Source organism: Pseudomonas sp. 01L34 (assembly GCF_056400265.1).
This window is the reverse complement of the sequence record NZ_JBFTSX010000001.1, coordinates 639,283-665,480: the sequence shown is the minus strand read 5'-3', so window position 1 is coordinate 665,480 and position 26,198 is coordinate 639,283. Positions and strand designations below refer to the sequence as shown.

General features: G+C 52.8%; 20 protein-coding genes and 1 pseudogene. 8 read left to right on the top strand and 13 right to left on the bottom strand.

Features of this window, described 5'->3' with window-relative positions; translation table 11 throughout:
- Positions 1–238 precede the first annotated feature (238 nt).
- Genes qatD through AC1DQM_RS02855 form a run of 4 tightly spaced genes read right to left on the bottom strand, consistent with a single transcriptional unit; the run spans position 239 to position 4,996 of the window.
- Positions 239–979: a Qat anti-phage system TatD family nuclease QatD gene (qatD, locus tag AC1DQM_RS02870; protein WP_477745870.1), complete on the bottom strand. Its 741-nt coding sequence runs from the start codon at positions 977–979 to the stop codon at positions 239–241.
- A complete protein-coding gene (qatC, locus tag AC1DQM_RS02865) occupies positions 979–2,244 on the bottom strand; it encodes a Qat anti-phage system QueC-like protein QatC (RefSeq protein ID WP_477745869.1) in 1,266 nt (421 codons plus the stop codon). The genes qatD and qatC overlap by 1 nt, the downstream gene beginning before the upstream one ends.
- Positions 2,241–3,095 (bottom strand): hypothetical protein, encoded by an 855-nt coding sequence (locus AC1DQM_RS02860; protein WP_477745868.1) that lies wholly within the window; start codon positions 3,093–3,095, stop codon positions 2,241–2,243. Before AC1DQM_RS02860 ends, qatC begins: the two co-directional genes overlap by 4 nt.
- Complete coding sequence (locus AC1DQM_RS02855) at positions 3,095–4,996, bottom strand: KAP family P-loop NTPase fold protein (protein ID WP_477745867.1); 1,902 nt, start codon at positions 4,994–4,996, stop codon at positions 3,095–3,097. The genes AC1DQM_RS02860 and AC1DQM_RS02855 overlap by 1 nt, the downstream gene beginning before the upstream one ends.
- Before the next feature lie 761 nt (positions 4,997–5,757).
- Between AC1DQM_RS02855 and AC1DQM_RS02850 the strand changes: the two genes are divergently transcribed.
- The 3 genes and pseudogenes from AC1DQM_RS02850 to AC1DQM_RS02840 all read left to right on the top strand — a co-directional run.
- Positions 5,758–6,897 carry a ParA family protein gene (locus tag AC1DQM_RS02850; protein WP_477745866.1) on the top strand — a complete coding sequence of 380 codons (1,140 nt, stop codon included), beginning with the start codon at positions 5,758–5,760 and terminating at the stop codon, positions 6,895–6,897.
- 626 nt (positions 6,898–7,523) lie between these two features.
- Positions 7,524–8,015 carry a hypothetical protein gene (locus tag AC1DQM_RS02845; RefSeq protein ID WP_477745865.1) on the top strand — a complete coding sequence of 164 codons (492 nt, stop codon included), beginning with the start codon at positions 7,524–7,526 and terminating at the stop codon, positions 8,013–8,015.
- 775 nt (positions 8,016–8,790) lie between these two features.
- A pseudogene (locus AC1DQM_RS02840) lies at positions 8,791–8,958 on the top strand (phosphoglycerate mutase family protein); the annotation flags it as partial.
- Between the two features lie 736 nt (positions 8,959–9,694).
- On the opposite strand, the gene AC1DQM_RS02835 reads toward AC1DQM_RS02840, so the two are convergent.
- Together AC1DQM_RS02835 and AC1DQM_RS02830 are read right to left on the bottom strand one after the other, a co-directional pair.
- Positions 9,695–10,432 carry a hypothetical protein gene (locus AC1DQM_RS02835; protein ID WP_477745864.1) on the bottom strand — a complete coding sequence of 246 codons (738 nt, stop codon included), beginning with the start codon at positions 10,430–10,432 and terminating at the stop codon, positions 9,695–9,697.
- 228 nt (positions 10,433–10,660) lie between these two features.
- Entirely contained in the window at positions 10,661–11,488 is an 828-nt protein-coding gene (locus AC1DQM_RS02830) for a pentapeptide repeat-containing protein (protein ID WP_477745863.1), read from the bottom strand.
- A 226-nt stretch (positions 11,489–11,714) separates the two neighbouring features.
- On the opposite strand from AC1DQM_RS02830, the gene AC1DQM_RS02825 reads away from it, so the two are divergent.
- Complete coding sequence (locus AC1DQM_RS02825; RefSeq protein WP_477745883.1) at positions 11,715–12,338, top strand: 3'-5' exonuclease; 624 nt, start codon at positions 11,715–11,717, stop codon at positions 12,336–12,338.
- A 100-nt stretch (positions 12,339–12,438) separates the two neighbouring features.
- Here AC1DQM_RS02825 and AC1DQM_RS02820 read toward each other — a convergent pair whose 3' ends face one another.
- The 7 genes from AC1DQM_RS02820 to AC1DQM_RS02790 all read right to left on the bottom strand — a co-directional run bounded on the left by AC1DQM_RS02820 (position 12,439) and on the right by AC1DQM_RS02790 (position 22,208).
- The gene (locus AC1DQM_RS02820) at positions 12,439–13,593 is read right to left on the bottom strand and encodes a Shedu immune nuclease family protein (RefSeq protein ID WP_477745862.1); all 1,155 of its coding nucleotides are present in this window, start codon (positions 13,591–13,593) and stop codon (positions 12,439–12,441) included.
- Between the two features lie 100 nt (positions 13,594–13,693).
- Positions 13,694–14,575: a restriction endonuclease gene (locus AC1DQM_RS02815; protein ID WP_477745861.1), complete on the bottom strand. Its 882-nt coding sequence runs from the start codon at positions 14,573–14,575 to the stop codon at positions 13,694–13,696.
- Between the two features lie 76 nt (positions 14,576–14,651).
- A complete protein-coding gene (locus tag AC1DQM_RS02810; RefSeq protein WP_477745860.1) occupies positions 14,652–15,815 on the bottom strand; it encodes a restriction endonuclease in 1,164 nt (387 codons plus the stop codon).
- 99 nt (positions 15,816–15,914) lie between these two features.
- The gene (locus AC1DQM_RS02805; protein ID WP_477745859.1) at positions 15,915–19,718 is read right to left on the bottom strand and encodes a YobI family P-loop NTPase; all 3,804 of its coding nucleotides are present in this window, start codon (positions 19,716–19,718) and stop codon (positions 15,915–15,917) included.
- A gap of 135 nt (positions 19,719–19,853) precedes the next feature.
- Complete coding sequence (locus tag AC1DQM_RS02800; RefSeq protein ID WP_477745858.1) at positions 19,854–20,300, bottom strand: ubiquitination-like system serine protease family protein; 447 nt, start codon at positions 20,298–20,300, stop codon at positions 19,854–19,856.
- Positions 20,297–21,484: a ThiF family adenylyltransferase gene (locus tag AC1DQM_RS02795; protein WP_477745857.1), complete on the bottom strand. Its 1,188-nt coding sequence runs from the start codon at positions 21,482–21,484 to the stop codon at positions 20,297–20,299. The genes AC1DQM_RS02800 and AC1DQM_RS02795 overlap by 4 nt, the downstream gene beginning before the upstream one ends.
- Positions 21,459–22,208, bottom strand: coding sequence for a multiubiquitin domain-containing protein (locus AC1DQM_RS02790; protein WP_477745856.1), 750 nt, complete (start codon positions 22,206–22,208; stop codon positions 21,459–21,461). The genes AC1DQM_RS02795 and AC1DQM_RS02790 overlap by 26 nt, the downstream gene beginning before the upstream one ends.
- Before the next feature lie 203 nt (positions 22,209–22,411).
- Here AC1DQM_RS02790 and AC1DQM_RS02785 point away from each other — a divergent pair, with 203 nt between their 5' ends.
- The 4 genes from AC1DQM_RS02785 (at position 22,412) to AC1DQM_RS02770 (ending at position 26,188) form a co-directional block, all read left to right on the top strand.
- On the top strand, positions 22,412–22,783 hold the full coding sequence (locus tag AC1DQM_RS02785; protein WP_429581454.1) for a helix-turn-helix domain-containing protein: 372 nt from the start codon (positions 22,412–22,414) through the stop codon (positions 22,781–22,783).
- 13 nt (positions 22,784–22,796) lie between these two features.
- Positions 22,797–23,666, top strand: a complete 870-nt coding sequence (locus tag AC1DQM_RS02780; protein WP_477745855.1) for an ImmA/IrrE family metallo-endopeptidase — start codon at positions 22,797–22,799, stop codon at positions 23,664–23,666.
- 224 nt (positions 23,667–23,890) lie between these two features.
- The gene (locus AC1DQM_RS02775; RefSeq protein ID WP_477745854.1) at positions 23,891–24,838 is read left to right on the top strand and encodes an RES family NAD+ phosphorylase; all 948 of its coding nucleotides are present in this window, start codon (positions 23,891–23,893) and stop codon (positions 24,836–24,838) included.
- Between the two features lie 54 nt (positions 24,839–24,892).
- Entirely contained in the window at positions 24,893–26,188 is a 1,296-nt protein-coding gene (locus AC1DQM_RS02770) for a DNA-processing protein DprA (RefSeq protein ID WP_477745853.1), read from the top strand.
- The last annotated feature ends 10 nt before the right edge of the window (positions 26,189–26,198 follow it).

Here is a 26,198-nt window from a genome sequence, read left to right as displayed (position 1 = left end):
TCGGCGGGTGCTTAGTCGCCGTGTTTAGACGCCGTGTTTAGACGCCGGCTGAGCTGAGTGGCGCCCAAAGACCGTGGAGCCTTGGGAACACCAGATTTAATGGATAAGGTGATCAAACGCATTGCAGTTTCGCAATCATTCGAACAGTACGTAGAGGCTGCCATTTGTGCAGTGCGAGGCCTGGTTTATCGGTCGGAAGCCTCAGTCATCAACGAGAAGCGTGAGGACTCGAACAGAGTCAACCGGCCCCGTGTATCAGACCGATCAGTTGTCTAGCATTGAATTCGAGAGTCATTGCCACCTCACCCACTGGCACGCCCCATGCCTGAGCCAGCAGCTCAGCCGTTTGGCCTGAGCTCCACGGCATGACTGTGGCACCATTGACCTGGGCGAACGGCCCGTCGCTTTCAGGAACCACGCGATCACGAGGCAGCTTCTTGGCAAGCGCCTTACCAGATGCCGAGTTGAACGCTGCCGGCCCGACGCTGAACCAGCATCCCATATCTGAGGCGGACTTAAGCTCAGCAGCTGTACCCGTAAACCAATGAAGAACTGCTGTACCAAAACCCGGGTGGTCATCGAGAATCGCCAGCACGTCTCTCACGGCCTGGCGCGAGTGAATGCTAAGCACGCGCCCACCGACGCTGACGCATTGCGCGACCACAGCAGTGAACACTTCACGCTGAGCGTCGAAGCTGTGCTTGAACCGTTTGGAACCATCCAATCCCACCTCACCGACAGCAGATATGTACTTGATCTGCTCAATCAGAGTGTCGAGCTCAGCGTAACGCTCATGGACGATTTCCGGATGCAGTCCCGGCGTAATGAGCACATTTTCATGACCGCCAAGCACTTTGCTGGTGGCGGAAAATGCACGGGGGCTGGTGGTGACCAGCCAAGTGAACATGTTCCTCTCCAACGCTTGCGCGAAGACCTCCCGTGCATTGGGATAGAGGTCGAGATGGCAGTGAAAATCCATCAAAGCAATCCGTCTCCGGTCAAAAGTGCCTCCAGCTCATGGATGCCATTGGTAAGCACAGATCGATACTGAGGTCGTTCAGGAATAGGGGCAAACGCTAGTGATGCTCCCAGGAACCTGTCGATACCCCTATCTCGCGCCGTAAGTACCGCCAATGCTACAGCCATTGGATCATCTGGCCCGCTGGATTTGTCGCTGCCTACCAACCTTGGGAAGACGTAGCGGGTTGCATCGCCCCCCGATGTCCAGGCACCGAAAGCAGCCCTGCGAATCATACAAGGCACGCAGCGACCGCAGTGAGTTCGATTGTACGTACGGAATCGCCCGCAGCTGGTCGTGTCGGACGCTAGCGCTTGTAGGCGCGGCTGATCAAGGCACTCATTCATCATCTGCCCTTTGGTCTTGAACCGGTAGGGCAAGTCCAGCTGCACCGAGACGCCAATACCGTCGAGAACCTGCTGCAGTTTGTTGATGAACAGAGGGTGAGTCGTGCGAGTACTCAGGCTCGATACTCGCCCAGGAACCAGTGGAGGGTTCACGCAAATGAATCCGTTTTCTGGGATGTAAATTGTCGGGCGCGCGGCACCGAGCCTGGACGCGGCCAGCACGGCAAAGGCATAGAACGCCAGTGAACGACCACGCGTCGACGGTTCACGCGGGCCTTTGAAGCTGATTCCATGACTCCACTGATAGTGGGCATCAGCACCACCTAGCAGGGTTGCATAGCGACGCTGGCGTTCAGAGTCCTCGTGAGCCAGCTGAGAAACAAACAGAGGCCGCCGACCCCGGGCCACTAGATCCAGGCCACCGATAAGGCTGTCGAGGCCACCAGATAACAAGGAAACGCAATCTTGATCCTTGGCGGTGAAGCGTCCTTGAGGGGGTGGCAGGCCTGCATCCGTGAAGATCAGAGTCCAATAGTCCCCGGTCAGCACCCTCAGCAGTTGCTCAAGCTCCACCTTCCACGGATCCCATCGCAATGGCTCATGAAGCCCAACACTCAGCTCGATTGTACGAGTCCAGCCATCAGCACTTTTACTGCGCATCGCGCAAAGGTCGGTCGCACAGACGGCCAAGCAGAACTGAACGAAGTCCCAAGCCGCAGGGGTTGGGCGGAATCCTTTGCGCTTCAGGGAACCGTGCCAACTCTTGGCGATGGTACCGACACCCTCACGCCTGGCGCTTCTGAAATAGGTGAAGGCGCGCTCCCCTTCGGCGAGTTGTGCGGGAAGACGAGCAACGCTGGTACAAATGACCTTGATCATTCTGCAAATACCTCCAGCGCGGTCTGCAGTACACGATGCGCAAGGGTCTGGGGATCGATTCTCTGCGCCGCAAGACCTTCCATGATTCGCTGCACCTCTCCGTGAACCCATTGCTTGATGTCATTACGAAACGCCTGGATCTCGACTGGCGAATACTTAAGCTTTTCATAAGTCTGGCCCAGCTGCAGATCCATCCGGTTGCAGACTTCGTTGGCGATCGTGAACCCAATTACCGCCGTGATCTGCTGATCATCAAGCTGAAAAATATCGACATTGGGATCCTGCTCGTACAGCTGCGCTAACGCATCGGCGGCGGCGTTTCTCAATGACTCATCGTCGACACTGCCGGTGTCCGGCATGACTTCCTTGATGAGCTCCAGAGCAAGATCGCTGGCTGAAAGGTTCTGGCCGCGAACCCTCTGAATCCAGTCGACTACATGAGGATCGGTGCCGGCCCTGACCGCTTCGAGAAACGATCCCAGTCGGCCGGCGCCTTGAGCAACCCCACGCATGGTGTTGCTCGCACGCGCTGCTCCCCCCATACCCTTTTTGATCATGCTGCTGGCAGCGCCGCGAAGCGCGTCACGACCACCTCCAGACAAGTATTTGCCCATCTGTGAGCGGGCCGGCATAAACCTGCGATCTGGTGCAATGTCCTGATCTTGGGCGGGTTCTAAACCGGCCTCACCATTTTCAGGTGCATCCTGGGGAACACCCTCATCACCATCTGGAGCATCTTCCGGCGCTCCGCCATCTGGCGATTGGTTACCGGCAGCATCGCCCTGATCTAACCATTCCGGGTCAAACGGAGAACCTGCCTTGCCGCCACCACTTGATGTAGAGGTTCCCATCAGACTCCACTCCTTAGCGCTGCCTTGATTGCCCTTTTGGTATGGCCGCTCACGGCAGGATCATCTCCCCAAGATCTCAATACTTCCGCCGCCCAGGATTGGCCAGCAAGGGCGGGTATGATGCCTGGCCCCAATGCATCCAGAGGAGCAAGACTCAACAGCCCTGCTGCACGCCTTCCGAGCGCTGGATAAACCTTGCAGGGTTCAATCAGGATGATCATCTCGACGGTGGCTTTCCATGTCCGCGACGATGCAGTCGCCTGCCAGGCCTTCACCATCGCAAGCTCTGCCTGGTCGCTGTCGACGGCGGTAATAGCATTTGTCAGCGGTTCATTGGCGCTGGTGGCCACCTTCAAAACATCACGAAGAACACGCGCAGGGGGAGTCATGTTATCGTCGCCGAAATCGCGCGTCGCGGTATCTCGACTCAGGTGAAGCAGGGGGCGCAAGTCCGTCGCACCAAGCGCCGGCGCTAACTGCAGCCACTCTTTGATGAATGGCTCGTCAAAAGGCTTGGACAATGCTCCTCCATCGCGGGCGAGCTCCTCTGCCTGCAGCAACTCCGCCACTTGCCCGTCATTTTCAGAACTGACCATGGATGACAACGTGTCGGCCAGCTCCTCTTTGTAGCGCTCCAACAAATGCCACTTAGCCAATGCCGGAATGTCCAGGGTGATTCCTTGAGGTTGCGCCAAGGACTCCCTCAGATAGACAGTATTCAGAAAGCGCTTCATGAGTCGTGGATTCGCGCTGATGCTGGAGGACTTAAACATCAGCGTTGCCAACCCTTGCGCCAGTTCCATCAATGCCTGAAGACGTGTATCGGCTCCCACGAGCTCGTTGAGGAACGAAGACGTAATCGTCTCGCCGAGCCAGCTTCGGGCCAGGCGTTGCGGTATATCCAGCTTCGCCTGATCAAATTTGTCTTGTGGAAACATCCCCGACCTGGCCTCGCGTTCGAGCAGGAGCAGCACAAGGTATGCCTTGGCTTCGTTCACGCCGATACGGGGTACATGCAGAGGCACTTGGATCAGCTTGTCAAAGTAGTTAGTGGCAATGTCGCTCGTGATGCCGGTGCCTTCGAAATGTTTCTTCACCGCCCCGTGGATAAAGTCATTGTCGGCAGCGATCACGAAAGCCGTTCGCTTGAGGAATAAGAGCAGCCTGATGGATTCGAGGGTCGAAATCGCTGTCTCCGGTAAGCATCGATCCAAGTCGTCGACAAACACCACCAAGGTGATGCCAAGCTCTTCCAGCAGCTTTTCGAGTGCGGATCTGAAGGCATGAATTTCGTTAGGCAGCGACAGAGGCTTCGCCGGATTCAACAGACCATCGGCCTTGAGATCCAGCGACTCCCCTTCTTTCTTTTCTCCCCCCTCAGCCGCATCGCCGTCTGAGCTGAAGGCGCTCCAGAGACCTGAAACCTTTCCGATCGCCTTGCCGATCGTCCCGACGGGCACACCCGTGGTTATCGTGATCGCAGCCTCGCCCCCGAACTGGGCCAACCGCAGCAGGTTGATGCGTTTCAGGAGGTCGAGGGCTTTCTTCAGTAGCGTTTCATCGTCTTTGGCCAGCTTCAGCACTTCATCACCGACGATCTGCAGCAATGCACTTCGAGCGCTTTCGAAGTCTTGATACAGCCACGGGTTGAAGGTGATGACAACGTATCGGTGTTCGGGTTGGGCACCTGTGGTAGCAGGTAGTGACGGGGCTGCAGAAGCCACCGGGGTTTCGAGGCGGGCGGCGATCATTTTGACCAGAGAGGACTTACCCGCCCCCCACCCACCTGACACACCTATCGAAATCGGCTCGCCACGACTCTGCCGCAGAAGGCTGGCGCAGGCGTCAGCCACCACGCCGAAGTTCAGATAGTCGACCGTTGTCTCGTTGTCATGCCACATGGATTGAAGTCCGTTTCGGATTTTGTGCGAGGAACGCTTGGCCACTTAATGCTGCCGGCAGCAGCGCCTAAGCAGGGCTGAGAAAACGTCCGTGAATGAGTTGACTGCGCTGAGTTACGTCCAGTGGTGAGGCAGGCAGTGGGCCAACTCCCCTCGGGAGCTCCACAGCATGCAAATAGGATCCCAAAGATTCTAAGTCGCTTTGATGGCAACACGCCATACCAAAACCTGATGAATTCGGGCCGTCTACAGCCTCTCCATCACTCTAGATGCAGGCCGAGGCCAATGAATACGGCACTCAGTCGCACTTGGTTCGGTATGCAAATACACACCGTGTCGCAATTTCCCGTCCTGAGAGGGTCGCACAATCAAAAATCGGACAAAGATCCAATCCCGACGGTGGCAACGGATTTCCTGTGAACCCTCTCAATAATTAACAGATCAGAAATACAGCATTGTTAGCACTGATGGAATTTTGACCCAAGTTACCGGACTCGATTGACCCACCCTAATGCACTCTAAGCGATTGCCTTGCTTGATATCGCAGAGGCTGCAGACAGATCATTCAAAATCAGCCACCTGGGTCAAAATCGTATCGGCACCAACAATATGGAGTCCACTGAAGAGCTCTTCATCCGACCTCATAGCAGTCCAATCGCGGCACGATGCTCGTAGTGAAAAAAGCCCGGCACTCTGCTCATAATTTTTCGCCATCTCGGATTTGGTTAGTCTTCAGAAACCAACGAATTTGGAGGACGATCATGGACAACCAACTAAGAAAACATTCGAAAGAGCTCCGCGAGGCTGCCGGTGTCAGTGTCAATCTTGCCGCGATGTGGGCCAACGTTGCCGAGAGAACCTGGAGATCCTGGGAAACCGATAGCGGCAACGTAACCTCACGCTTGCCCTCCCCTGCTGCGCTGTGGAGCTTTCTGGCTCGCTCAGGGATCAACCTACGAAAATTGGGTCTTGATATTGATGTAAAAGCACGTGGGCTCGCGTTGGCTATCGCCTCCTACAAAGGAGGTGTTGGAAAGACATCCATCACTGTGAACCTCGCAGTCGCACTCGCTGAGCTGGGGTTTCGGGTAGCAGTCGTGACGAATGACTGTAACCACCGTTATGCATGCGAAGATGGCGAACAACCGGCCCCAGGCAGTTGGGCAAGTCGAGTTGGGTTCTTCGATGAGCGCGACCTCATCACCTTCCCATCGGCGGTGAAGCAGCGACGCAAGCGGATTCGCGATCAACTGGCTGCTTTGCCCCCAAACGAACAAGCGAAATACCAGTTCATTCATGCCGATGAACTTGAAGCCCTGGAACGAAAACAGCGAGCTACAGAAAAGCTCAGCGAACTGATCGCGCGGCATGATTACGTGTTGCTTGATGTGAACGCTGAGCTCGAACTGATACGGCGCTTTGCAAATCTGGTTGCCGTGGTCGTGGACACCAACTGCTCGATGGCTGTGCGCAGCGCTGGGAGATTCGTCTCGGCGCTGAAGGACATCAAATGCCGCGAGACAACACCTAGCTACTTCGGCTTGCTGACAAATTGTGATGTCGGAGGCGTCAGCACTGAGCTCGAAGAATTTGTTGGCGATTTTGTGAAGCTGAGTGATGAACAGTATCAGGACATTATCGACTCGAAATACTCGACCTACCGGCGCCGCGAGCGAGTGCTTGAGCTGGTCGACTCACTGAAGTTTCCTCCTCTGCATACTGAGTTGACCGGCGCTTACCGGATCGCCATCGAGATGCAGGAGGACGCCCCTACTCCGGGACAGGAGTACGGGTATTTCAGCGCATTCGTAGATTTCGCGCCGCGCTCACATGCCGCTCGGGAGATGCGTCGCCTGGCAGATGAGCTCATCCATTGGCGACTTCGCAATACCTGGAAGTGATATAGAAAGCTCGGTTTGCAGGGCATCCTGCCTCACTCGACTAGCGGTTCCACCGCCAAAGAGAGAAATAATGCTACGACGGTGGGTTTGTTAACTCGGTGCAGTGATTGGCTTCAAAATTTTTGGTTTGATGTCTCTTCTTCCGAAAATGTCTGGGGTTGACCATCGCATGATCCCCGATCTCGCGGGCCCTAGCGCTGTTGAAAGATCGTGGATGGCTGTGATCAGAAAAAGCCGGTCTGTGGCCAAAGACTGGACTGCAGCCCCCGACTCATCCTAAGACCGCTCGTGGTATCTGAGTACGTAACCCGCGTGGTCTTGCGATAAAGTCAGGAACGCTTCTGACGATACATTAGTAAACCATCTGTTTGAGGTTATGAATGTCGTCTGTCCTGCGCAAGTTCCTATATTTCATCCGAAACTCAGAGCAAGCCCGGTACCTGTTTCTTTTCCTGACGCCCCTGCTCGTGAAACCGTCAGATTTTGTAAGGCTTCCGAACATACCCTCTCCAATCTACACACGGCTCCGAGGCCTATGGAGCACGCCTCTCCTCGTAGCGGGGATAATCGCCCATCTTTCAGGCCCAGGTTTCGAGTGGATACTCTCGCAGAAGCATGACCCTGCCATGCCGATGTCTATGTTTTTCAAAGAGCTCCATAGGGTGCAGAATATTGGCTATCTGATGCTTTTTGTAGGCGTAGCTGTTCTGCTTTACGGTATAAGCGCGGCACGCTGGGGTTATCACTCTACGGCCATTCATATCCTGAATCGCTGGAAGCCAGAACTAACCAAGCCCAAGCCGTTATTTTTTTTGGTCAACACTACTGGCTGGGGCTTCTGGCTATCGCTTTACCTGACAGCTTTTTTTTACATCCTGAGGTGGTGGGATGAGAAAGGCCGACCTGCGTTCAACTTTGACGATCAGACTCCTGCTCAATCCTTTGGCGTGTTATTGGCACTTATCTTGATCGGAGGCGTCTTTCACCTCACTACGCGTAACAGCAACGCAGGGATGCGCGAGATCTATGGCGGTAGCCGAGCTCTGAGTTTCTGCGTAGACCTAATCGGAATTGCCCTTCTAATTCTTGCCATGTGCTTGTTCGAGTATTTGACCTAATCAACCGAGCCGCTCGGTGATTTCCTTTCCTGTTGTGATCGGGAGTCCGGCGTGACCAAGGTGTCGTTCCTGACACCACTGGCGACCTTGGCATCACTGACCCGTTGCATGAGCGTGGTTAGTTTGTTGAGGGACAGCGGCAGTACATGGCGGATTACTACAGGGCTGCAGCGGACATGGTCGTAAGGTGGGCCCTGAGTGAGTCCAACTACGGTAACGTCAATATCGCCGAATGGTTTCCTGATGTAACGGACAAACAACGACTGCTCGCTCTCTTCAATGCTGGGATGCCGAAGCTAGGGATTCTGAACAAGCAGGAAACGGTAAGCGCCCGGCTACGTACGCAGTCCCTCGGATAGCGGCGCGAGGTGACACACGCTCGAGCAAACGACTCTAAATTATTTAAATTATTGGCTAGCCATAATTATCGCCCCGCCATAATTCTTAATAATTTTGGGCGTATCAAAATCGGAGCCTAGCAGGCCATTTGGGTCACCAGTCATAGGCGGGCACAAGGCCCGAAGGAACGAAGCCCCCACGTACGGCTCAGCGATTGCGACGCGTCTCTCTTCAACGGAAGAAGCCACGATGTCGTACGCCGACCAGCTCCCCTCCCTGCTTTATTACCCGCTTGCCCTGGATGCGGGCAATAATGGAGCTCACTTGATCGAGCTTTCAGAAGCCTAGATGTTACCCCATCACCCCCAACTCAACTCCAGCCATGCCCCTAGCAACGATACTGGTGTCGTGCGTCGGCGAAACGACAGGTAAGTCAATGAAGAATGTCAGGCTAGTGCGTCATGGAGAAAGCGCGGCCAATGTCGGTGCAGCTACCCTTGATCACGCAAGTATTCCGCTCACCGAAAAGGGCATCGAACAAGCTAAACGAGTGGCGCAGTCCGTCGGCCGTGCACCTGAGTTAATCGTAGCCTCCCCTTTCACGGACGTTTGCTGCGCAGTATCCAAACGCGGGATGGGCATCTTGGGGTGACTATGATGCAAGACAGCTTGACCGCGATGCTGGTTTAGCTGGGTGCCCTTCCCTGCTCGAGGGCCTGCAACATTTCAATGCCAGGAAATGGCATGTTGGTTTATACGACAACCGCCCCAAAGGACTTAAGCAAACGGTGGAGTCGATGGGATTGGTTTGGCAGGGTACCTATCATCGAGGGATCGACGATGCCAAGAACGTTGCATCCTTCATTAAGGAGATGCTCGGCTGATTTGGTGAGCCGGCCCCATTGGCCCGAAGAAGCGACTTCTCCATTTATGTCACCCCGCAGCTCAGCTAGGGCTAGACAAGCCTCGGATGCAAAATAACTTGAACACAACCTCCCCTCTCTCCGCCCGCGTGGTTTGCGAGGTACTGACGGACGTCGCGCTCGGCAAACGCTTCATGACGCCAAGCACCATTTAGTCATGGAATTAGATCTACCACGGCCTCATGCCCGGAGAAATCGATGGCTGGCAGCTCAGAGTCTTCAATGACTGTGACGCCCTAGGCTACTGCTAATACGGCGGATCGCCGATCGCATATTCGGGGCACTCGAACTTGGACAGCGTGCCGGAAACGATTCCGGCGATCTGTTTAGAGCTTGAAAACTTAAGTATCACGAGCATTTGTTCGTATCGTGGCGGGCCAGATGTGAAGTGGCTCGCCCGATACAGGTGAGACGCTATCAACCCTTAAGTGGATAACTTACATAGCTGCATATCAGCTGCGAGATGATGGGCTCTTGAACATACGAGACCATCGCACTCAACAGAGCCATACCAATCACTGTTGAAAGGATCGCACGAATCCAACCGAAGTCATGCACTGAACGCTGCATTTTGGCGATGGCAAAGCCGATGAACATTACATAACCGATCAGCACTATATCATCTGAAGTCTTAGCCATTGAGCTTTGCTGGATTGCCGACGTGACCGCCTCGTCATAGCTGAAGGCACTACAACTCTGCGCCATCGCTTTAAATCGTGCACCCAAAGCGGGCATTTCGAATAACTTTAGTACCACCAGCCAACCCGAGACGTAAAAGAAGGTATTAACGCTTACCAACATCTCGCGGTCACTTCCGAGTAGCCGAGATCCTATCGCGAAGCAAACCCCGTAGAACGCAACGAGGAGCCAGTTCATCATTGTCATCACGCCCGCAAACTCAAGGTTTGGAGTAATGCCGGCAGACCGAGACGCTGGCAGCCCTAGAATCCCCAAGCCAATCGCCACGAAGATGCCGAAAAGCCAGGCATTCGAGCAAACTCCCTTGCGATCTCTCATGGTTGCGAAAAAGGATGAATTCGACTGAATGAGCTCCCGCGCGTCTTGAGCGGACGCGCACAAGGCTGGCCAAATCTTCTCCAAGAAAAACCCTATTATTTTTTCCATCTTCTTATTCCCCTTAACTTCAATGGCCATTCACCCAATAGCTGATGATCCAATCCTTGCCCTCTCATCTCGAAAAGCCGGAATTGAAAAAAAGGCACACGGATAGGGCATCAGCTCAAAGTGATACTTAATGTTCGTTACTAGCGTTGATATGATTCACTTGCAAAGCGTTCTTTAATCACAACATTCATCGCCCGCCCCGCTCACCACAACTCCATCTGGGCGAATGAGCGGGGTACCAAGTTCAGATGTTGCGGTTCAGTCTTCGTCGTCTGGTAACCAAGGGACGACGCCCTGAGGGCCTACGTCCCAGTTGTGATAAAGGATTTCACCGCTCAAAAACGCTCCTGTGGCACCGGTAAATATGCAGCCATTGATATTCGCATTGCGCAGATCAGCTCCATCGACTTTAGCCCCTTTAAAACAGGCTCCTCTCAAATAGGCCCCTCGAAGGTCAACGCCTCGCAAATCTGCATAGCTAAAATCGGTTTCCCATCCGTAAGCGCCAGGTTGAATCACTGGATCAGCAGTAATGCAGTAGAACTTTGCATCACTGAAGTTGCAGTGGCTTGCCTTTTGAACGTCCTGGAACCAGTCGTAGTGCACGAGGCTTCCGGGCGCCTGCAGGTAGCTGAAATCAGGGACTTTCAAGCGCTTGAGGACACGACGAATTCTGCTAAATAGCAACGAGCTGAAATGAAATCCGCTGAAATCGACGCCCCGCTTATCTGCAGCAGATGCAAGTGGAACTTGGTCACGAAGACATTCAACAAGCGCATCGAATTGCAACAGGAATCGCGCCCTTCGGAATACGCCTTCATATGGTTTGCGCCAAAACCCTTGAGAAACACAGTGTTCCGCATACCGGGATATCATCTGATCTCTAGCAACAATTTTGGGGTATGGCAGACCATGCTCTTTGGCAATGATACGCAGGCAGATATCACGGTTCACGGGGCCCGAACTGATCAATTGAGCACTAATTGCTCTGTCAATCGCAGAGCGGCAGCCACTGCGTAAATCACGATGCAGAACAGCTGCATCTGACTTAAAAGCAGCAAGCGAAGGAGTGTCAGGGAGTTTCATAGCCTAGCCTCTCACGATCAACGCTAAACCCTAGTGTCAGTTGACCATTAAAGGTGGCAATAAGAGGTGTTGGAACGACGTTGCAGAGGCTTCACCTAGCTAGGGCTGAACGCCAACGTCGATGGCGCCGACACATAGTGAAAAAAAAACTAGTCTTCGTCAAGGCCCGCAACGTCGTGTATGAATGCTCCTGAGCGATGTACCTTGGACAGATCAAAGTTAGGACATCCTTGCCATTAGCATTGAATCGAAGCTTCGTCATCTACAAGCCATCCAGAACCTCCTCGCGCCATACCGCTATCTTTATTGCGTAGACCTTGAGGCGACCTGTGATGAGGTTGGTGAGTCGGAATCACCAAGGCAGCTTGCAGTCGTCCCCGCCCAGATGGAAAAGATTGAAATTGGCCTTGTTGTGGTGGATCTGGAAACGCTTGAGATCGTCGATGAGTTCCAGCGCTTCGTCCGGCCTCTGATCAACCCCATCCTCACCGCTTTCTGCAAAAAGCTCACATCCATTCAACAAGCAGATTTGGATGATGCCCCAACCTATCAAGAGGTTGGTGAAGAACTACGAACGTTTGCTGCGCGTTATCCAGATGCGGCCTGGGCGTCATGGGGTAACTATGATGCGAGACAGCTAGAACGCGATGCTGCCTTTGCCTGCCCTTCCCTGCTCGAAGGCTTGCCACATTTCAATGCCAGGAAATGGCATGCTGGCTTATATGACGATCGACCTAAATCACTTAAGCAAACGGTAGAGTCGTTGGGATTGGTTTGGCTGGGTACCTATCACCGAGGGATAGACGATGCTAGAAATGTTGCTTCCATCGTGAAAGAGATGCTCGCCTGACAGCATGAGCCGGGCTCAGGAGCCCGAAGAAGCGATGCACCCTTCAACGGCATGATCTCAGCACAGCTGGGTGATGGGGAGCATGCCTTGCATGTGAATACTAAGCTTCATTCGCTGCGATGATGTGTTTTGCCCGTTCAAAAAGCTCATCGTAAGTCACTATCTCGGGCTGGATTGTATTTCGACGAAATAACTCAAAGCTCCTGAGATGCTCCCGATTGACGCCGTGCTCGCCAACAAACTGCTCTAGGGAACCAACCACCACAAATGCCCTCGGGGAATAGTTGAAAACCTCTTCAGCGGTGGGATATCCATTGTCGTCAGTCAGCCGCACCGATTCTTTCAGAGTTTCTGCTGCGAGGGCCACAGTTCCCTGCACTTGAGCGACCGCGCCTGCAAGCTCATCCGAGGGCGCCCAGCAACCTTCACGATAACTCTTGTTTTTTAACAGACGCGTCTTGTGAGTTTTGATTTCGACAAAACAGAGGCTAGACGCCCAAGCCTTTGTTTTCAGAAGCGCATCCACTCTCTTCCCTGGCTGAGCGACATCATTACCTCTGACCGCTTGTTCTAGCTTCTTCCCATCAAGGCCGGACGCGTATATATAGCTAAGCCCATAGCCGAATATCCAAGGATTTTTTTCAAAAAACTTTTGCCAAAGGGCTTCCGGCGTACAGCCTTTCCTTGATTGTAATTTTAGGAAGTAGTCATCATCCTCGAGTAGGGACTTGAAGACTTCAAGCTGCTTTTTTCGGTATCCGATTGCGACTACGTCCTGCTTTGTTAGTGAGTTTTTCACGACCTCAGTAATCAGGTCTTCGTTTTCCGTGACTAGTTGTTTTGCCTGGAGAGACGTCAGAGCGATTCGTCTCAGCTCTGAGTCGGAAATATTGATTTGGCTCCCGCCTTCAAAGGCTACCGCTTGGATATTGGCAAGAAACTCACAGAATCTACCAATCTCCTCTCCGACAAACGAGAAACCACTGCCATACGGCTGCCCACTTTCCGAACTAAATTTTTGAACAGTCAGAACCTGAATCCTCCGAGTGTCCTCGAGGAACTTTGCCGATATATAGGTCGCCGCTTCCGGTTTGTGCCGCAGCACAGCTTCGTCACGCTCGCGACCGTACTCATAGCCGTCTACCGATGGCAACACTTTGGACGCGATACGGATAAGCCGCGATTTATCACCAAAGGAGGGAAGCGCGGGGCTGATATATGTCTTTCCTGGCTTTGGATTCTGATAGTTATCCATACTCAAACTCCTCCTTACTTACGCTTGATCGTATGCCGATCAGACCCTGTCAACAAGTGAAGGCTTACTCTCTATCTCGTATGTTGGGTTAACCCTGTGGCTACTTGGTGAATAGCTCGTCTACTTCGACAAATGGAGCCCCCGTTTCTGCTGCTGCACGTACTTTTCGGTCAATCACATCAGCAATAGGAATGCCGCGCCCCAAGGCCTTGTAGATGTCTTCGCCGGACATGCAAATTACTTTTCGGCCTTTGCCAAAAGCTTGCAAGCCAACGTCGGTGAAACCACCGTAGCTGATAAAAAGCCCCCGGGCCCAAGCGGCTTTTTGTTCAACCTTCCCATGGAAGGAATGGAGCTCAGCCACCCCTATCGGATCCCGTACCCATTTGGCCTCAACCAGGTAGGTTTCATGGCCAAGCTGAAAACTCCCGTCTATTTGTTCACCCACCAGGCGGAAAGGCGACCGCGCTTGGAGTCTTGAAGAGTCAAACAGATCTTTTAAAAACGTTTCGAACTCGTAGCCACGCTGGTGAGGTGGAAGCTCACGTATTTCGAAAAGCTTTTTCCGAAGTGCCTCGTAGACCGCAGCCTGGTCGAAGACAGCGGCTGCGGCAAAAGGGTTATCTACAATTGCAGCCTGCTGCACAGGGGATCGGATGGAATTGAGCACGGAGAGAAATCTACCCTCAGCATTTACAATGGTTTCCTCAGTCCTAGCCTCCTCTCGCATCGCTTGCCGATATCTCCAGAGCGCCTCAAGTACGCGATAAACAGTCGGAACATCTGCGTTTTGCAGTAGGCACCGAAGGCGCTTGGCTTTTGAGGTGCCATCCTTGGAGAACATCGCATGGTCAATATCAATGTTCAGCTCTTCAAGGAAAAACTCGCCCATTGTTCGGTCTGAAAAATCGAGGACGTACCCTCCTCCCATTTCAAAGATCGAATCAAGGAATTTCATCTCAGTCGATTTGAAGTTGGCCATGCTCTTTCTCGTCACTCATCTCTAAACCGCACCGACGTCGCGAGCCAAAAGCTTTTGCCACGGAGGGCATGTACTTCTAAGCACTCTCTTCCTCAGCCTGAAAGACCTCGATAAGCTTCTGATTGTAGTCGTCTAAATAGCTCTGAAGCCCATCCCGGTCGATCAGCCGAACGCCTGCTGTGCCGGCCAGTTCTTTTGCGGATTTTGTGTAGTAGGAATTCGTGACTACCATAGCCTCGTCGCACCCATAGAAGGCTTTTGCGGAAATGGCTTGCTGTACAGCAGCATTGCCTACTGAGCCGGAGTAGTTTTTGGCCTGGATCACCATGTTTTTGCCGAAGCAGCTGACAAATAGATCAGCACCTTGGTCAGCAGTCTTCTTGGTTTCTTTTACGTCGTAGCCGATGGTCTGAAAAATCTCAACTAGAAAGGCTTCGAATTGAAATCCGTCCATAGCATCCACCAGGTACATGGTGATGAACTGGTTCGGATTGAAATGCTCCAGCTGTGATCCCAGCCGCTCGACGAGAATGTCGAAATAAATCTCTTCGCAGAGACTCAGGCCATTCCGGAAAGCCTGTAGCGGGAGGAGTGGTACGCCAGATGTCGAGGCCGCTTGGGGATCGAATTGGACATTGGGAAAGGGAACATCATTTTCCCAAAGGTAGTAGTAGAAAAGGGCCAAGTCAGACCTGAACGTTGTCCCGGCCTCTTCAATCCAGGAACGTAAGGTATCGGCGAGATCAGCTCGAATGTGGCGAGTCAGCTCCCTCGAGAATCCAAGGTACGCAGAGTTGAAGGCCGTGGTCTGCAGCAACTTGTCCAAGAGAGATGGAAGCCCTTCAAGTTCGTCAAAACCTCTGCGAATCAAGACCTCCATAAACAGCTCCCTTTCGCTATACACGCCATCCAGTCGAGGGCCAGGCACACCCGCGTCATCACTCCCCGTGCTTTCACGGGTGGTGTGAATGAAGTTTGTGAAGTAAGGCTGCTTAAGCTTCGCGTATTTTCTCAATACGTTGTTCAGAAGATCGTTGAGCTGGGCTTGCTCCTTCTTTTTACCGAGGAAGTCTTTTATCAAGCCTTTGGATCTGTATTGGAAGTCTGGGTAGAACGAAGGATCCAGCGGAGTGAGGTGTCGCAAAGTCAGCTCTGATGACGGCAAAACCTGGGAGCCCATGCACCATGGGCATGCTGTCTCAAAGGTCGTCCTGTTACATCCATTGCATTGGTAAATCATTGATTTCCATCCTGAATGAAGATGTCCAGTAGCCCAGTCACTTTGGTATAGCGGTTTCATTGACTCTACTCGTCTAAGACGAGCCATCGACGCAGTTTCTCAAGTCATTCCTGAAGGCTTGCTGAATGCCTCAATGTGGTTCTTTCCATTGTTGACCTTACCCACAAAACCTCTGAGCTGGAGCGCATTCGCGATGTGTGCATCCAGGCTAGAGGTGGGCAAGCGCACCGAGCGTTTCTTGGCTGCGAGGTCTCCGTATCCACCAGCCAACGCAACCAGAATTGGCGAGGTAGTGACCCAGTCTAAATTCAACTTCAGCGCCTGAAGCAGAAGCTCTTTCCGTTCCTGTTCCGAGGTATTCGCGTCGTTAGCTGAGCTAACGATTATCGGGAGGCAGTTGCGAGAGAGAACGACACCTTCAGCATTGGCCCGGGCGCACACGCTACCCAATTGCTTAAGGGTTCCTGCATCGCTTGCCACTTCGCGCTCAACCAATCCTTCCCACATCCTAAGGACATCGCCGATTGGTACGTTTGGAGCTTTGCTCAATGAGGCCACGGTGTACGGGTCTAGCTTCAAGAGCTCCAGCTCAGCCCGTGCGGTCTCCCATCGATTGCGCAGGAAAATAATTTCAAGATCTGGCCCTTGGTTAGCAAAGGCCATATGAGTTGCGGCATCGAAAGGAACAAAGGAAGCGGTGGCCAAAAACTCCCAGCGGGCAGGCGAAACTCTCGAGCCCTCTATTGCAGCAGCCCCTACCGTAGTGCTGGCAAACACCTGCTCAAGGGTATCGTCATCATAGAGATCAGACACGATGAGACGAGCCTTCAACTCATCGTTCTCCGGCTGTTCTTCAACCCAAAGCTGTTGAGCAGCAATGGCGTTTCGCGCAATAAAATGGGCGAACACGTCTTCCAGATAGTCCATTTCATCGGAGGTAGGTGCGTCGTTAGGACGCTCTGTTGGCCGAATGAGCATATGATTGAAGAACGCCCATGCAGCTCCTGGGACTGACTCTACGCGATCCAACTGAAGCGCTTTAATCCAAATGTTGTCTGAGAAGCTACTCAGATCCTCTATCGGACAATCAGTACGCAGGAATAGCTGATCTTGCAGCTCAGGATCGTCGTTGATCAGGGATAGGACGTACTTCAGCGAATTGGAGTCTTCCTCAATGACTCCTACCTGCTCCATCAAAGCTAGGACGTACCCCCTAGGCGCGTGTTCGATCATGGCACTCAACCCACTGAGCTTCAAAGCCAGCAGGCGGCGACAAGAAACATTACCCTCCTCTCCATCCAATTTACGGCAGAGCAGCAACATCATGGAAAGGTTTAGCTCTAGGCAATTCCACTCCACCAAGTGTCTGAGCGTCTGCTCATCTGTGCCAGAGTCGAGATTTCTGAATTTTACCGGCTCGTGAAGAAGCCATGCCCAGCCATTCGCTTTAGTTTCCATACTAGAGATGAAAGCCTTCGCATCCGGCAGCTCTTCAATGGTGCTCAGGAGTAGATCCTGACCTGCCATTCCTTCAATTTGCTTTTGAGTCAGGGTGTCCAAAAGGCCGCAAATAAAGTCGAGCCGTATGTCTGAGCCGCTGAATTGGTCTGCTTCAAGCAAGTCGGTAAACAGGCGTGGCTCAATCGCAAAGATTGACCGGATGAAGTCTGATCGAGCTTCTCCTGCAAGGATGATACGAGCCGCATCAGCAAACCTGTCCAGATGCTGCTGCGCACTCCGTAAAACAATGTCTAGCTTTTGAGTTCGAACATCACCGAGATTACTGAGGCACGCAGACACGGAGAGCTCAGCAATCAGCGCTGCGATAATCCCGCCACCGCCATCTAACGAGTCGTGTTCGAGTTTCGCAATCACTCGCTCAGGATTTCTAATTGGCGTGGCAACGTCTAACACGGCACGACGCCGAAGCGCGAGAAGCAAATTTTGATCATCGTGGGTCAGAGAGCCTTCGTAGAAGAAACCGAGGTAGTCCGTGTAATCGGTGTCGAGATAGCCACTACGGAGCAAGTACACAATCACTTCCATGCTCATGAGCTGTTGCGCAATCACAGTGCCGTAATCTCCGCGTGCAGCTTCGCGAAAGGAGAGCGTTTTAAATTTGATAATGTCCCTCTCGACAGCTCTGATCGCGTCTTCCAGCGCCTTCATAGGGGTCTGTATTCGATTTTCCCGCCTTTTGAAATCAGCTTGCGCGAGAGCGTCTTTTGGACTGACGGCGACCCCAAGCGGGTTGTGATGCGACCAAGAAGAAAACCAAACGCTCTGCCATTGTCTCGCTTGGCAAAGTTGCTCGAAGATCTCATCCTTGAGGAAATCGCTTAGGCTAAACCGTTGGCCATTTTCACTCTGAATGTAATTAGCCCCATCAACCCCACTAGCCTTCAGGGCCTCATGCCAGACGCGGAGTCTCGCATCGACCAGCTGCTCCTCATTTTGAAAAAGTCGTTGAGATCTCTCCTCGTGCAGCTCTTCTTGGCGATCAATAAGTGCCTGGCTTGAGCTTTCTAACCACTCCGACAATCCGGTCAGTACGGAATGTACCTGACCTCGGCGCCTGCTCAATAACGCAAATTCTTCAGGGTGCAGATTCCTAATCACCACAATCGCGAACAGCTTGTTTTGGTCTAGTTCCAGACCACCATGGGAGAGCAGGCTCGCAAATATGTCGTACTCGTTGACAATATTTTTTATAAGCCGCATCTCATCGATGTAGTAGCAGACCGTTTCCACCAAGATAGGGTCGAGGCTTGCCCCCAACGGCTTGCCATTCACTGTACGAGTGCCCATTAGCTGGTACAGCTTTTCTCGAGAATTTTCCGAGTTAACGACGGGGATCACAGGGATGATCAGGTCGAAGAATTTGGTCTTGTCTGTGACGGTGAAGAGTTCATCGCGGATGGCGTAGATGAAGTGAACGGGACGCTTGATCTGAGGCGAGCGACGTATTGTGAAATTGATCTCCCGGAGTCTGAAAAACACCTCTTGGGTACCGAAGCGATCCAGATCCTCAATGATAACGACGCGGATGTCACTACGCTCGAAGCAGTAGATGATTTCGTCCACGTTCTTGTGCAGGACGGAGCTATGGTTTGTGGCCTCGAGCTTTCCGCCCTTGATGGTCAACCCGTCAATGCTGAACATGGCGAGGAATTTCAGGCTAGCGTACAAGATGTACCAGCAGCCAAACCCCACCCCGGCTATGGCGAGCCAGCCAGGGATCATCATAAGGCCAGGTACGAGCCAGTCCGGATCAAGCGTAGGAAGCTTCGTCACTGTGGGGATGTAGAGACGAAGGCTGCCCAGGATGATCCCGGCAACTGCAAATGTACGAAAGAATATCGTTCGCCCAGGAGCCTGAACGATGCGTTTCAGTCGGGTCTTAGGAAGTCGTGACGCCGGCACTGCGTAGAGCAATTGCTGAACGATGGTTTCCTCAATCCTGGCGATGAGATCACCCGATGCCGCAGGCTCCGATGAAGAATCAGCTGGCTGCCCTTTCTTACTTCCTGCCTCGGAAGTTGGCTCACTCTCTGAAACCGGTAAGGGCGATGGTGCGTCCTTGCTGAAGGTGGCTAGCGAGACGTAGGCAGTTTCGAATTCTGGATGTCGCTCAAAAAAGGTTTTGATGATGCTGGACTTCCCTGCGCCATATCCACCCGTAAGAGCGACGTTCAGAACCTCATCATTATTCAGGGCCCCTACCAGTTCGCGTTCGTACCGATCAAATTGATCGGCATCAAGCAATACCGGGGTGAGCGGCTCAAATGTCCCTGGCGAAGCTGCCGTATTGCGGAGGGATTTGAATAACCGTAGCCCTTCATTGCATGAGATGACGAAGGCAGTCCATGTCCGCACAACGGGGGAGAAGAATTCGTGAGGCATCGCTAATCCTGGCGACCAGATTCCATGCCGTTGTCAGGCAAGGCATACGCTAAAGACATTCATGCACCAGCCCACTGGTGCACTACCCATACTAGCTATATGCCATACACTGTGGCATGTAAGCTAGCCCACACCTTACACGTGGCTTAACCACTTTTTCAGCCTGCCAATCAACGACGCTACTTGGGTTTGCGCTTGAGCTGATGGTGCCGGATGGCGAATCTGTTCACCACTCGGCCTGCCCACCTGCTGCCGCGCCTTCGCCTCAGCATCCCGTTTGCGCCCGGCGTTGATCGCCTCCTGGGACATGTTACCGGCCCACTCGATTCGGCCAGACCGCACCCAGTAATGCGAGCGGCACTTGAATGTCCAGTTGCCGATGGAGGGCTTGAGCGACACCGTTTCACCATCGAATGACATCTGCCAGTCGGTTGGTGAGAACGGTGTGATCACCTTGTTGCCGCAACCACAGGCACACAGGTGGGCTGCAGTTGCGAACTCCATGGCCAGGTAGAGCTCACCGGGTTCCAGCTTCTCCGGGAAGTGCTCAACGAACTGAGGCGTGAGACGTTTGATGGTCATGGGCGCTCCTCGCTATTACCCATCTCATTGAGGTTGGTCGAGTAGGTGAAGTGGTCGGCCTGTACGTTGTCGACATAGAAGCCACACAGTCGCTTCCACGTACCGACAGCCAGTACCGCGTTGAGGGCATTCAGGTCGGCGATCTGAATGTTCGTGCCGTAAACGTCCTCACCAGCATTCTCGCTCAGCGGCATGGTGCGGGCAGCGTGGTCATGATGCCCAGGAGTGAGAGTCGTGACCCGGCACGTTCCCCAAACCTGTTGCGTTTCGCCTACCAGGTGAACCCCCATCCCAACGTCAAGCAACGAGGTACGAGTACCACTGAGCTCATGCACCACTAACTCTCGCACCGTGGTGTTATCGACGCTGAGGAACACGTAGTCGAAGGCGCCAAGCTCAGCGACATTCTCAGCTGTGATCATGCACGGATGCGGAATGATGTTGCGATGCATCTGCCCGAAGACCTCCTGCAGGTATTCCACTTTCTTCATCCCCCGTTCGAGATGGGCGAAGGTGACAGCGCCTGGGTAGCGGAAGGCGTTGTGCTGGTGGAGCCCATCACCATCAAAGAGATGGATCTCCGCCACCGGGGTTTTCGCAACCTGATCCAGGATGTAGGCGCCGGTACCTCCGAGCCCGACGATTGCGATCTTCAGTCCTTTGAACTTCTCGGTGGGCACTCCGATGCCGGCACGTGTTGACGCCGTGTCGGTATAGGCGAACACCGTTTCCGATGCCTCCGACCGAAATGGTGCGAATGTCATCGCGGTGACCCCTTTCTCGATAGCCTCAGCCTGGCCGCTCAGGATCGAAACGTAGATCGAGACCTTCTCGTAGTAATCGGAGTAGTTGCCAGCCCGGGGCTTTGCCGAGAAGTAGTGGTTCACGACCAAATCCGGCAACAGCGGATTCAACTGGCTGTTGTTGACAATTTGTTCGAGGGGACGCCCTTGCGAATCGCAAGGGCAGTCACCAATGAAATGTGCTGTATGGTCGCTCGGTTGGCCCGCAACATCAGCCACCAGGTTGAGCCCCATGACCAACACGCCTTTGCACACCTGACGCTGAGCGTTTACGTAGGGCACGTCCCGAACCAGGAGGTAAGCCTCCTTGATGTCCAAGTTGTACCCTTCGTTGCGTAAGCGCAGGAGGTGAGGACTACGACTTATCAGTTGGTGTGACATTGAAGTGCATCCCCTTCTTGATACGGACGTGTTGGCCATCGACCAGGTTGGTGAGCGAGTTGCCTTCGTGGCCCTTGGCAAAGGTCACGGTGAAGTGGGAATTCGGGCCAGGCTCAGCTTCCGGGTAAGCGAGCCGCACTACTTCCCAGTAGGTAAGGTTGCGAGAGTGGACGAACACGGGCACCGTGTTGACGAAGACCTTGATGTTGATCTCCACCGCCGCAAAGTGCTCGACACCAGGGCGCGCCAAGTCGAACAAGTCACGATCTTCAATCAGCTCATCGTCATCACCCGGAACGACCAGGAAGATGTCGTACTTCTGCGCATCCACGCCGGCCAACTGCTTCAGGGTGCGCCCAGAGATGCGCTGGCCACCCCAATCCTGCGCGCTCCCGTCGATGAAGAACCGGAACGAGCGGTCGCTCTTGAACACCAGGAATTTCTCGATACCAGCCTGACGCAGGTCAGTCGTTTCACTGGGGCTGAACAGCTCCAGGTGGCCGTTGCTGAGAACCTGGAACAAAAGGTACTCGTCGACCGGACGGAGTTCTGCGGCCCCCAGCACCTGCTGGCCGGTGGGAACAGGATCAGCGATCACCAGCGGACGGTACTCCAGCGCCTCGTTGCCTAGCTGGATTTTGTACGGGCCGTGATCACGTACTTCGCGGCCCGCCAAGACGGCGGCGGCCACGTCCTCAACCTCAAAATCGCTCAACTGTGTCATGGGGAAAATCCTCGCATGCGAACTGTTGCCTATACAGACAACACCATCGATCTAAAAAACGACCCCGGGGTCGTTGTCCAGACAGACAACAGTGGACTTCAAAAAAAAGCCGCTTATCATGGATCATGAATCGCGAGCTGTTGTCTGGCTAGGCAACAGACTACTCCCGCCCGTTTGGGCAATGCAAGAGGTTGGAGAAAAAAATGGATTTGGCCGAGTTCATCGCAACCATGCGTGAACGAAAAGAGCTGAGCTTTCGTGACTTGGAGAAGCGCGCAGGCGACCTAGATCACGCATATATCTGGAGATTGGAGAAGGGAGACCGGGCAGCACCGTCCGATGATGTCGTCATGCGGCTGAGCCAAGCGCTTGAACTGGACGACAGACAGAGTGACATATTTCGACTGCTGGCCAAGTCAGTGACCGTCGAGAACGCGCTGTACCAGCTCATGATTTCTCGCATAGATATACCGTGGGAAGATTTTGAGGACGTTGCTACGATGAGCTTCCGAGGTGAGCGTCCAGACACCGAAGAAGCATGGCTCAAGCGCATCGAACTCATTCAACAGATGTAGAGAGAAGGATTTCATGGACGAAAACGTTGCAGTTGCTTTGGCGCGTAGACTGTTGAAGGACGCCAACGTCACAGCGGCGCCTGTTGATGTTGAGGCGCTGGCTCTATCACTGGGCTTCCATGTATCTCGCAAGGAGCTGGAAGAAGGTGAAGCAGGCATTACCTTTGAGCGACGCGGAAAAAAACATATCTGCGTCAACCAGAAAGACAGCCTGTTACGGCAACGTTTCACGATCCTCCATGAAATCGCACACCACGTGCTCAAACTGCCTTCCAAGCATGGTGAAAAGGTGCCATCGATTGAGCTTGAGCGCTTCACCGGACGCCCACCGGAGGAAGTTCTTTGCGATATATTCGCGGCGGAGTGCCTAGTACCCTGGGAACTCATTCAGCCGCTCGCAGAAGAGAAGGATTTCACTCTGGAGCATCTCGCCGAACTGGCTGAACAGTTCCAGGCGTCCCGGTCTTGTATCGCGTCCAGGTTCGCTCAAGCCTCAAATGATCACCTTGCATTTGTGGTGGCCGAGGATGGCGTCGTCAAATACTCCATCGTCTCGAAGGCACTCAAAGAATCGCGAGTGTGGATAAGCAAAGACATCCCGCTTCCCCGGAGCTCCGCTGCTGCGAAAGCTTTCAACTCAGGTATCAGTGGCCTTCATGAGGCAGATTCCGAAGGCGTAGACTGGAGCAACAGTGATGATGCCAGGCGATTCGCCTGCTACGAGCAGGCGATCTACTACGCTCCTGCCAAGCAGACTCAGTCGATCCTCATTTTCGAAGAGCTTGAGCGCCCAGTGTCGAACGGCTATCGCAACAATCGTGACGATGACAGCCTGTTGGAAGAGCTTGACGGATACCCTGGATGGTCTAAACCTCGGTACTAGCTAACCCGATGGATAGGCGCCACAGCGGAAGCAGAAGGTGTCATCGACCAAAAACGATCCACCGAATATTTGGGCATCCACTTTAGACTCTGCTTACTCATTTGATGTGTGAGTATGTCTCGTCCGCAAAAGCGCTTTGGAAGGCTTTCAAATTTATACACCCGATTGGAACGTGTAAGACATCAGAAACTTGATTGTTAGAAACAATAACCGTTAGGAAACACATGAATTACGAACTTACTTCTTTTGAAGACATGGTCTACGCGGATTTAGAAAAGGCATTCAGTGCTCGAATTGCTTGCTGCGATAAATGCCGCGATGATTTCTTGAAGTCTTGGCCTTGGGCATACAACGCAGAAGATCACGACTTCCAGAGACGAGGCATTGATCTACAATGGTTTTACGACTCTGGCAGAGTGAAAGACTTATGGACTATTGAAGAATACTGGGAACTAATGGCTGAACTTGGTTGCCCCAGGTGCTATGAACCGCTTACCGGAGCTATCTGGGCATATGAATTACCTTTCGACGCTCGAGACCTCGAGGATGAAATATACGAAGTTTCAGAACTAGCCAAAGCGACGCCATTCCTGCTCCTAGAACACGACTTTTGCAAGAATGTATATTCGGCGATCAAAGCAGCTGCAATGGTTATCCAACCAATCATTATTACCCAACACCTATACAGAGCGAGAGTAAAAACAGCAAACCTCAACGCTGTGATTACAGAATTTGATTTCCCCCCAGCTCGTTTCGTGGGTGAAGGTCGATACAATCACGCTGGAGGGCCAGTCCTGTACATCGCAAGCGATCTAGAAACTTGCAAAGCCGAGACCCGCAATGAAAATATCCTTACGATAAAGTTCAAAACAGACACACCACTGAAAATTTTTGACCTTACTAGCGATTTTCGCGATATACGGGAGCATGAAGAGCTTTTGATATGCTTGGCGTACTCAGCCCTGGTGAGCGCCCCTCAGGATGAGGAAGGATTTCATAAGCCGCACTATACCGTTTCGCGATTTGTAGCTGACTGCGCCAAATCAGCCGGATTTGACGCTATAAAGTATCCTTCAACAAGATCCGCATATGGATCATTCAACTTAGTTATCATCAACCAGAAACTCACCCTGCAGCATATTGCCAGTGATATTGAATATATAGATCTGTAGCATGCCGTTTGCGATAGAAAGCGACGATAGAATTCAGCGTGAGGCATCTGGCGGATGGTCGCTCAGCACCAGTTGTCTCACTGGGTAAGCCATCGGGGAATAGGTCTTGATGAGACACTGCGCGACAAGGCATTCGGTGCGGAAGCAGAGAAAACGTGCTACACACCTTCTGGATATAAATGGACTTCTACACCGTTCCAAGGCACCCTTCAAACTCGCATGGCCTTACACCTAGTGAGGCAGAACCTTGAAGGGCGGGATGCCTCTGAAGGTCATAACGTTAGTCATCACAAGGCTTTAATAGGGATGGAAGACAAACAGTTCATTCGGAGCGAAAAGGTCGCTTTCCTCGCGTTGACGTGCGTCAAAGGCGTTGGCTTCTGGACATTGCACAAGGTCGCCCAGTCAGGCATCGGTTACAAAGGGTCTCTAAAGGATCCAGATAGCGTAGGCCTAGGAAAAGCATTCCGAGACGCGGATTTCGGAGGTTTCGAAGGTCAGGAGCGTCTTTGGGCCATGGGCCTTGGTCTCGCTAGGCAGTTAGCTGCTGCAGGCGTGAATGTTGTATTCAAAGAAGAGGCAGCTTTTCCCCCTAAGCTACGCGAAATACCAGACGCTCCAGAGTGGCTTTTTATTCAAGGCAAGGCCGATAATCTTGGGAGGAAAGCTGTTGCCATTGTTGGAACCAGGAAACCCTCTCCTGACGGGTTATTCTTGACTAAATTAGTCGTCGCTACATTGGCCAACACAGGGATGGCGACGGTAAGTGGTTTAGCGCTGGGAATTGATCAAGTAGCTCATAGCGAATCGATCCGTTTTGGGCTGCCCACAATTGCAGTGCTCGGCACCGGAATATTCAACGACTATCCTAAGGGCTCGGAATCTTTACGTAGCGAGATCCTGAGTGCAGGAGGAACGATAGTTAGTGAGTATTTGCCACACCAATCATATAGCGCCGAAAATTTTGTAAGACGTAATAGAATTCAAGCAGCCTTAGGAGATATTCTGGTTCCGGCTGAATGGCAGATAAAAAGCGGAACTGCCCATACAGTGAGATTCGCTTCAAAATATGGGAAACTTATTTATAATGTGTGTCTCCCTGACACTAGAAACTCAAAACCAGAATTTGACTTCGCGCTTGAGGAATATGGAACCAGAACCCTTGAGCTACCGTTAGATATTTACGTGTTATTGAACTCCTGCAAAGAAATCCCTGCGCAACACCACAATACAAACTCAGAAATGGAAGATACCTCGCGACCATTGGCTATTTCAAGCCAAGAGCAGAAAGAAGCGCCGACTGAGGCCAACCCAGCAGACCTAAATTTAAAACAATTACCACTTTTGTAGATCATCGGAT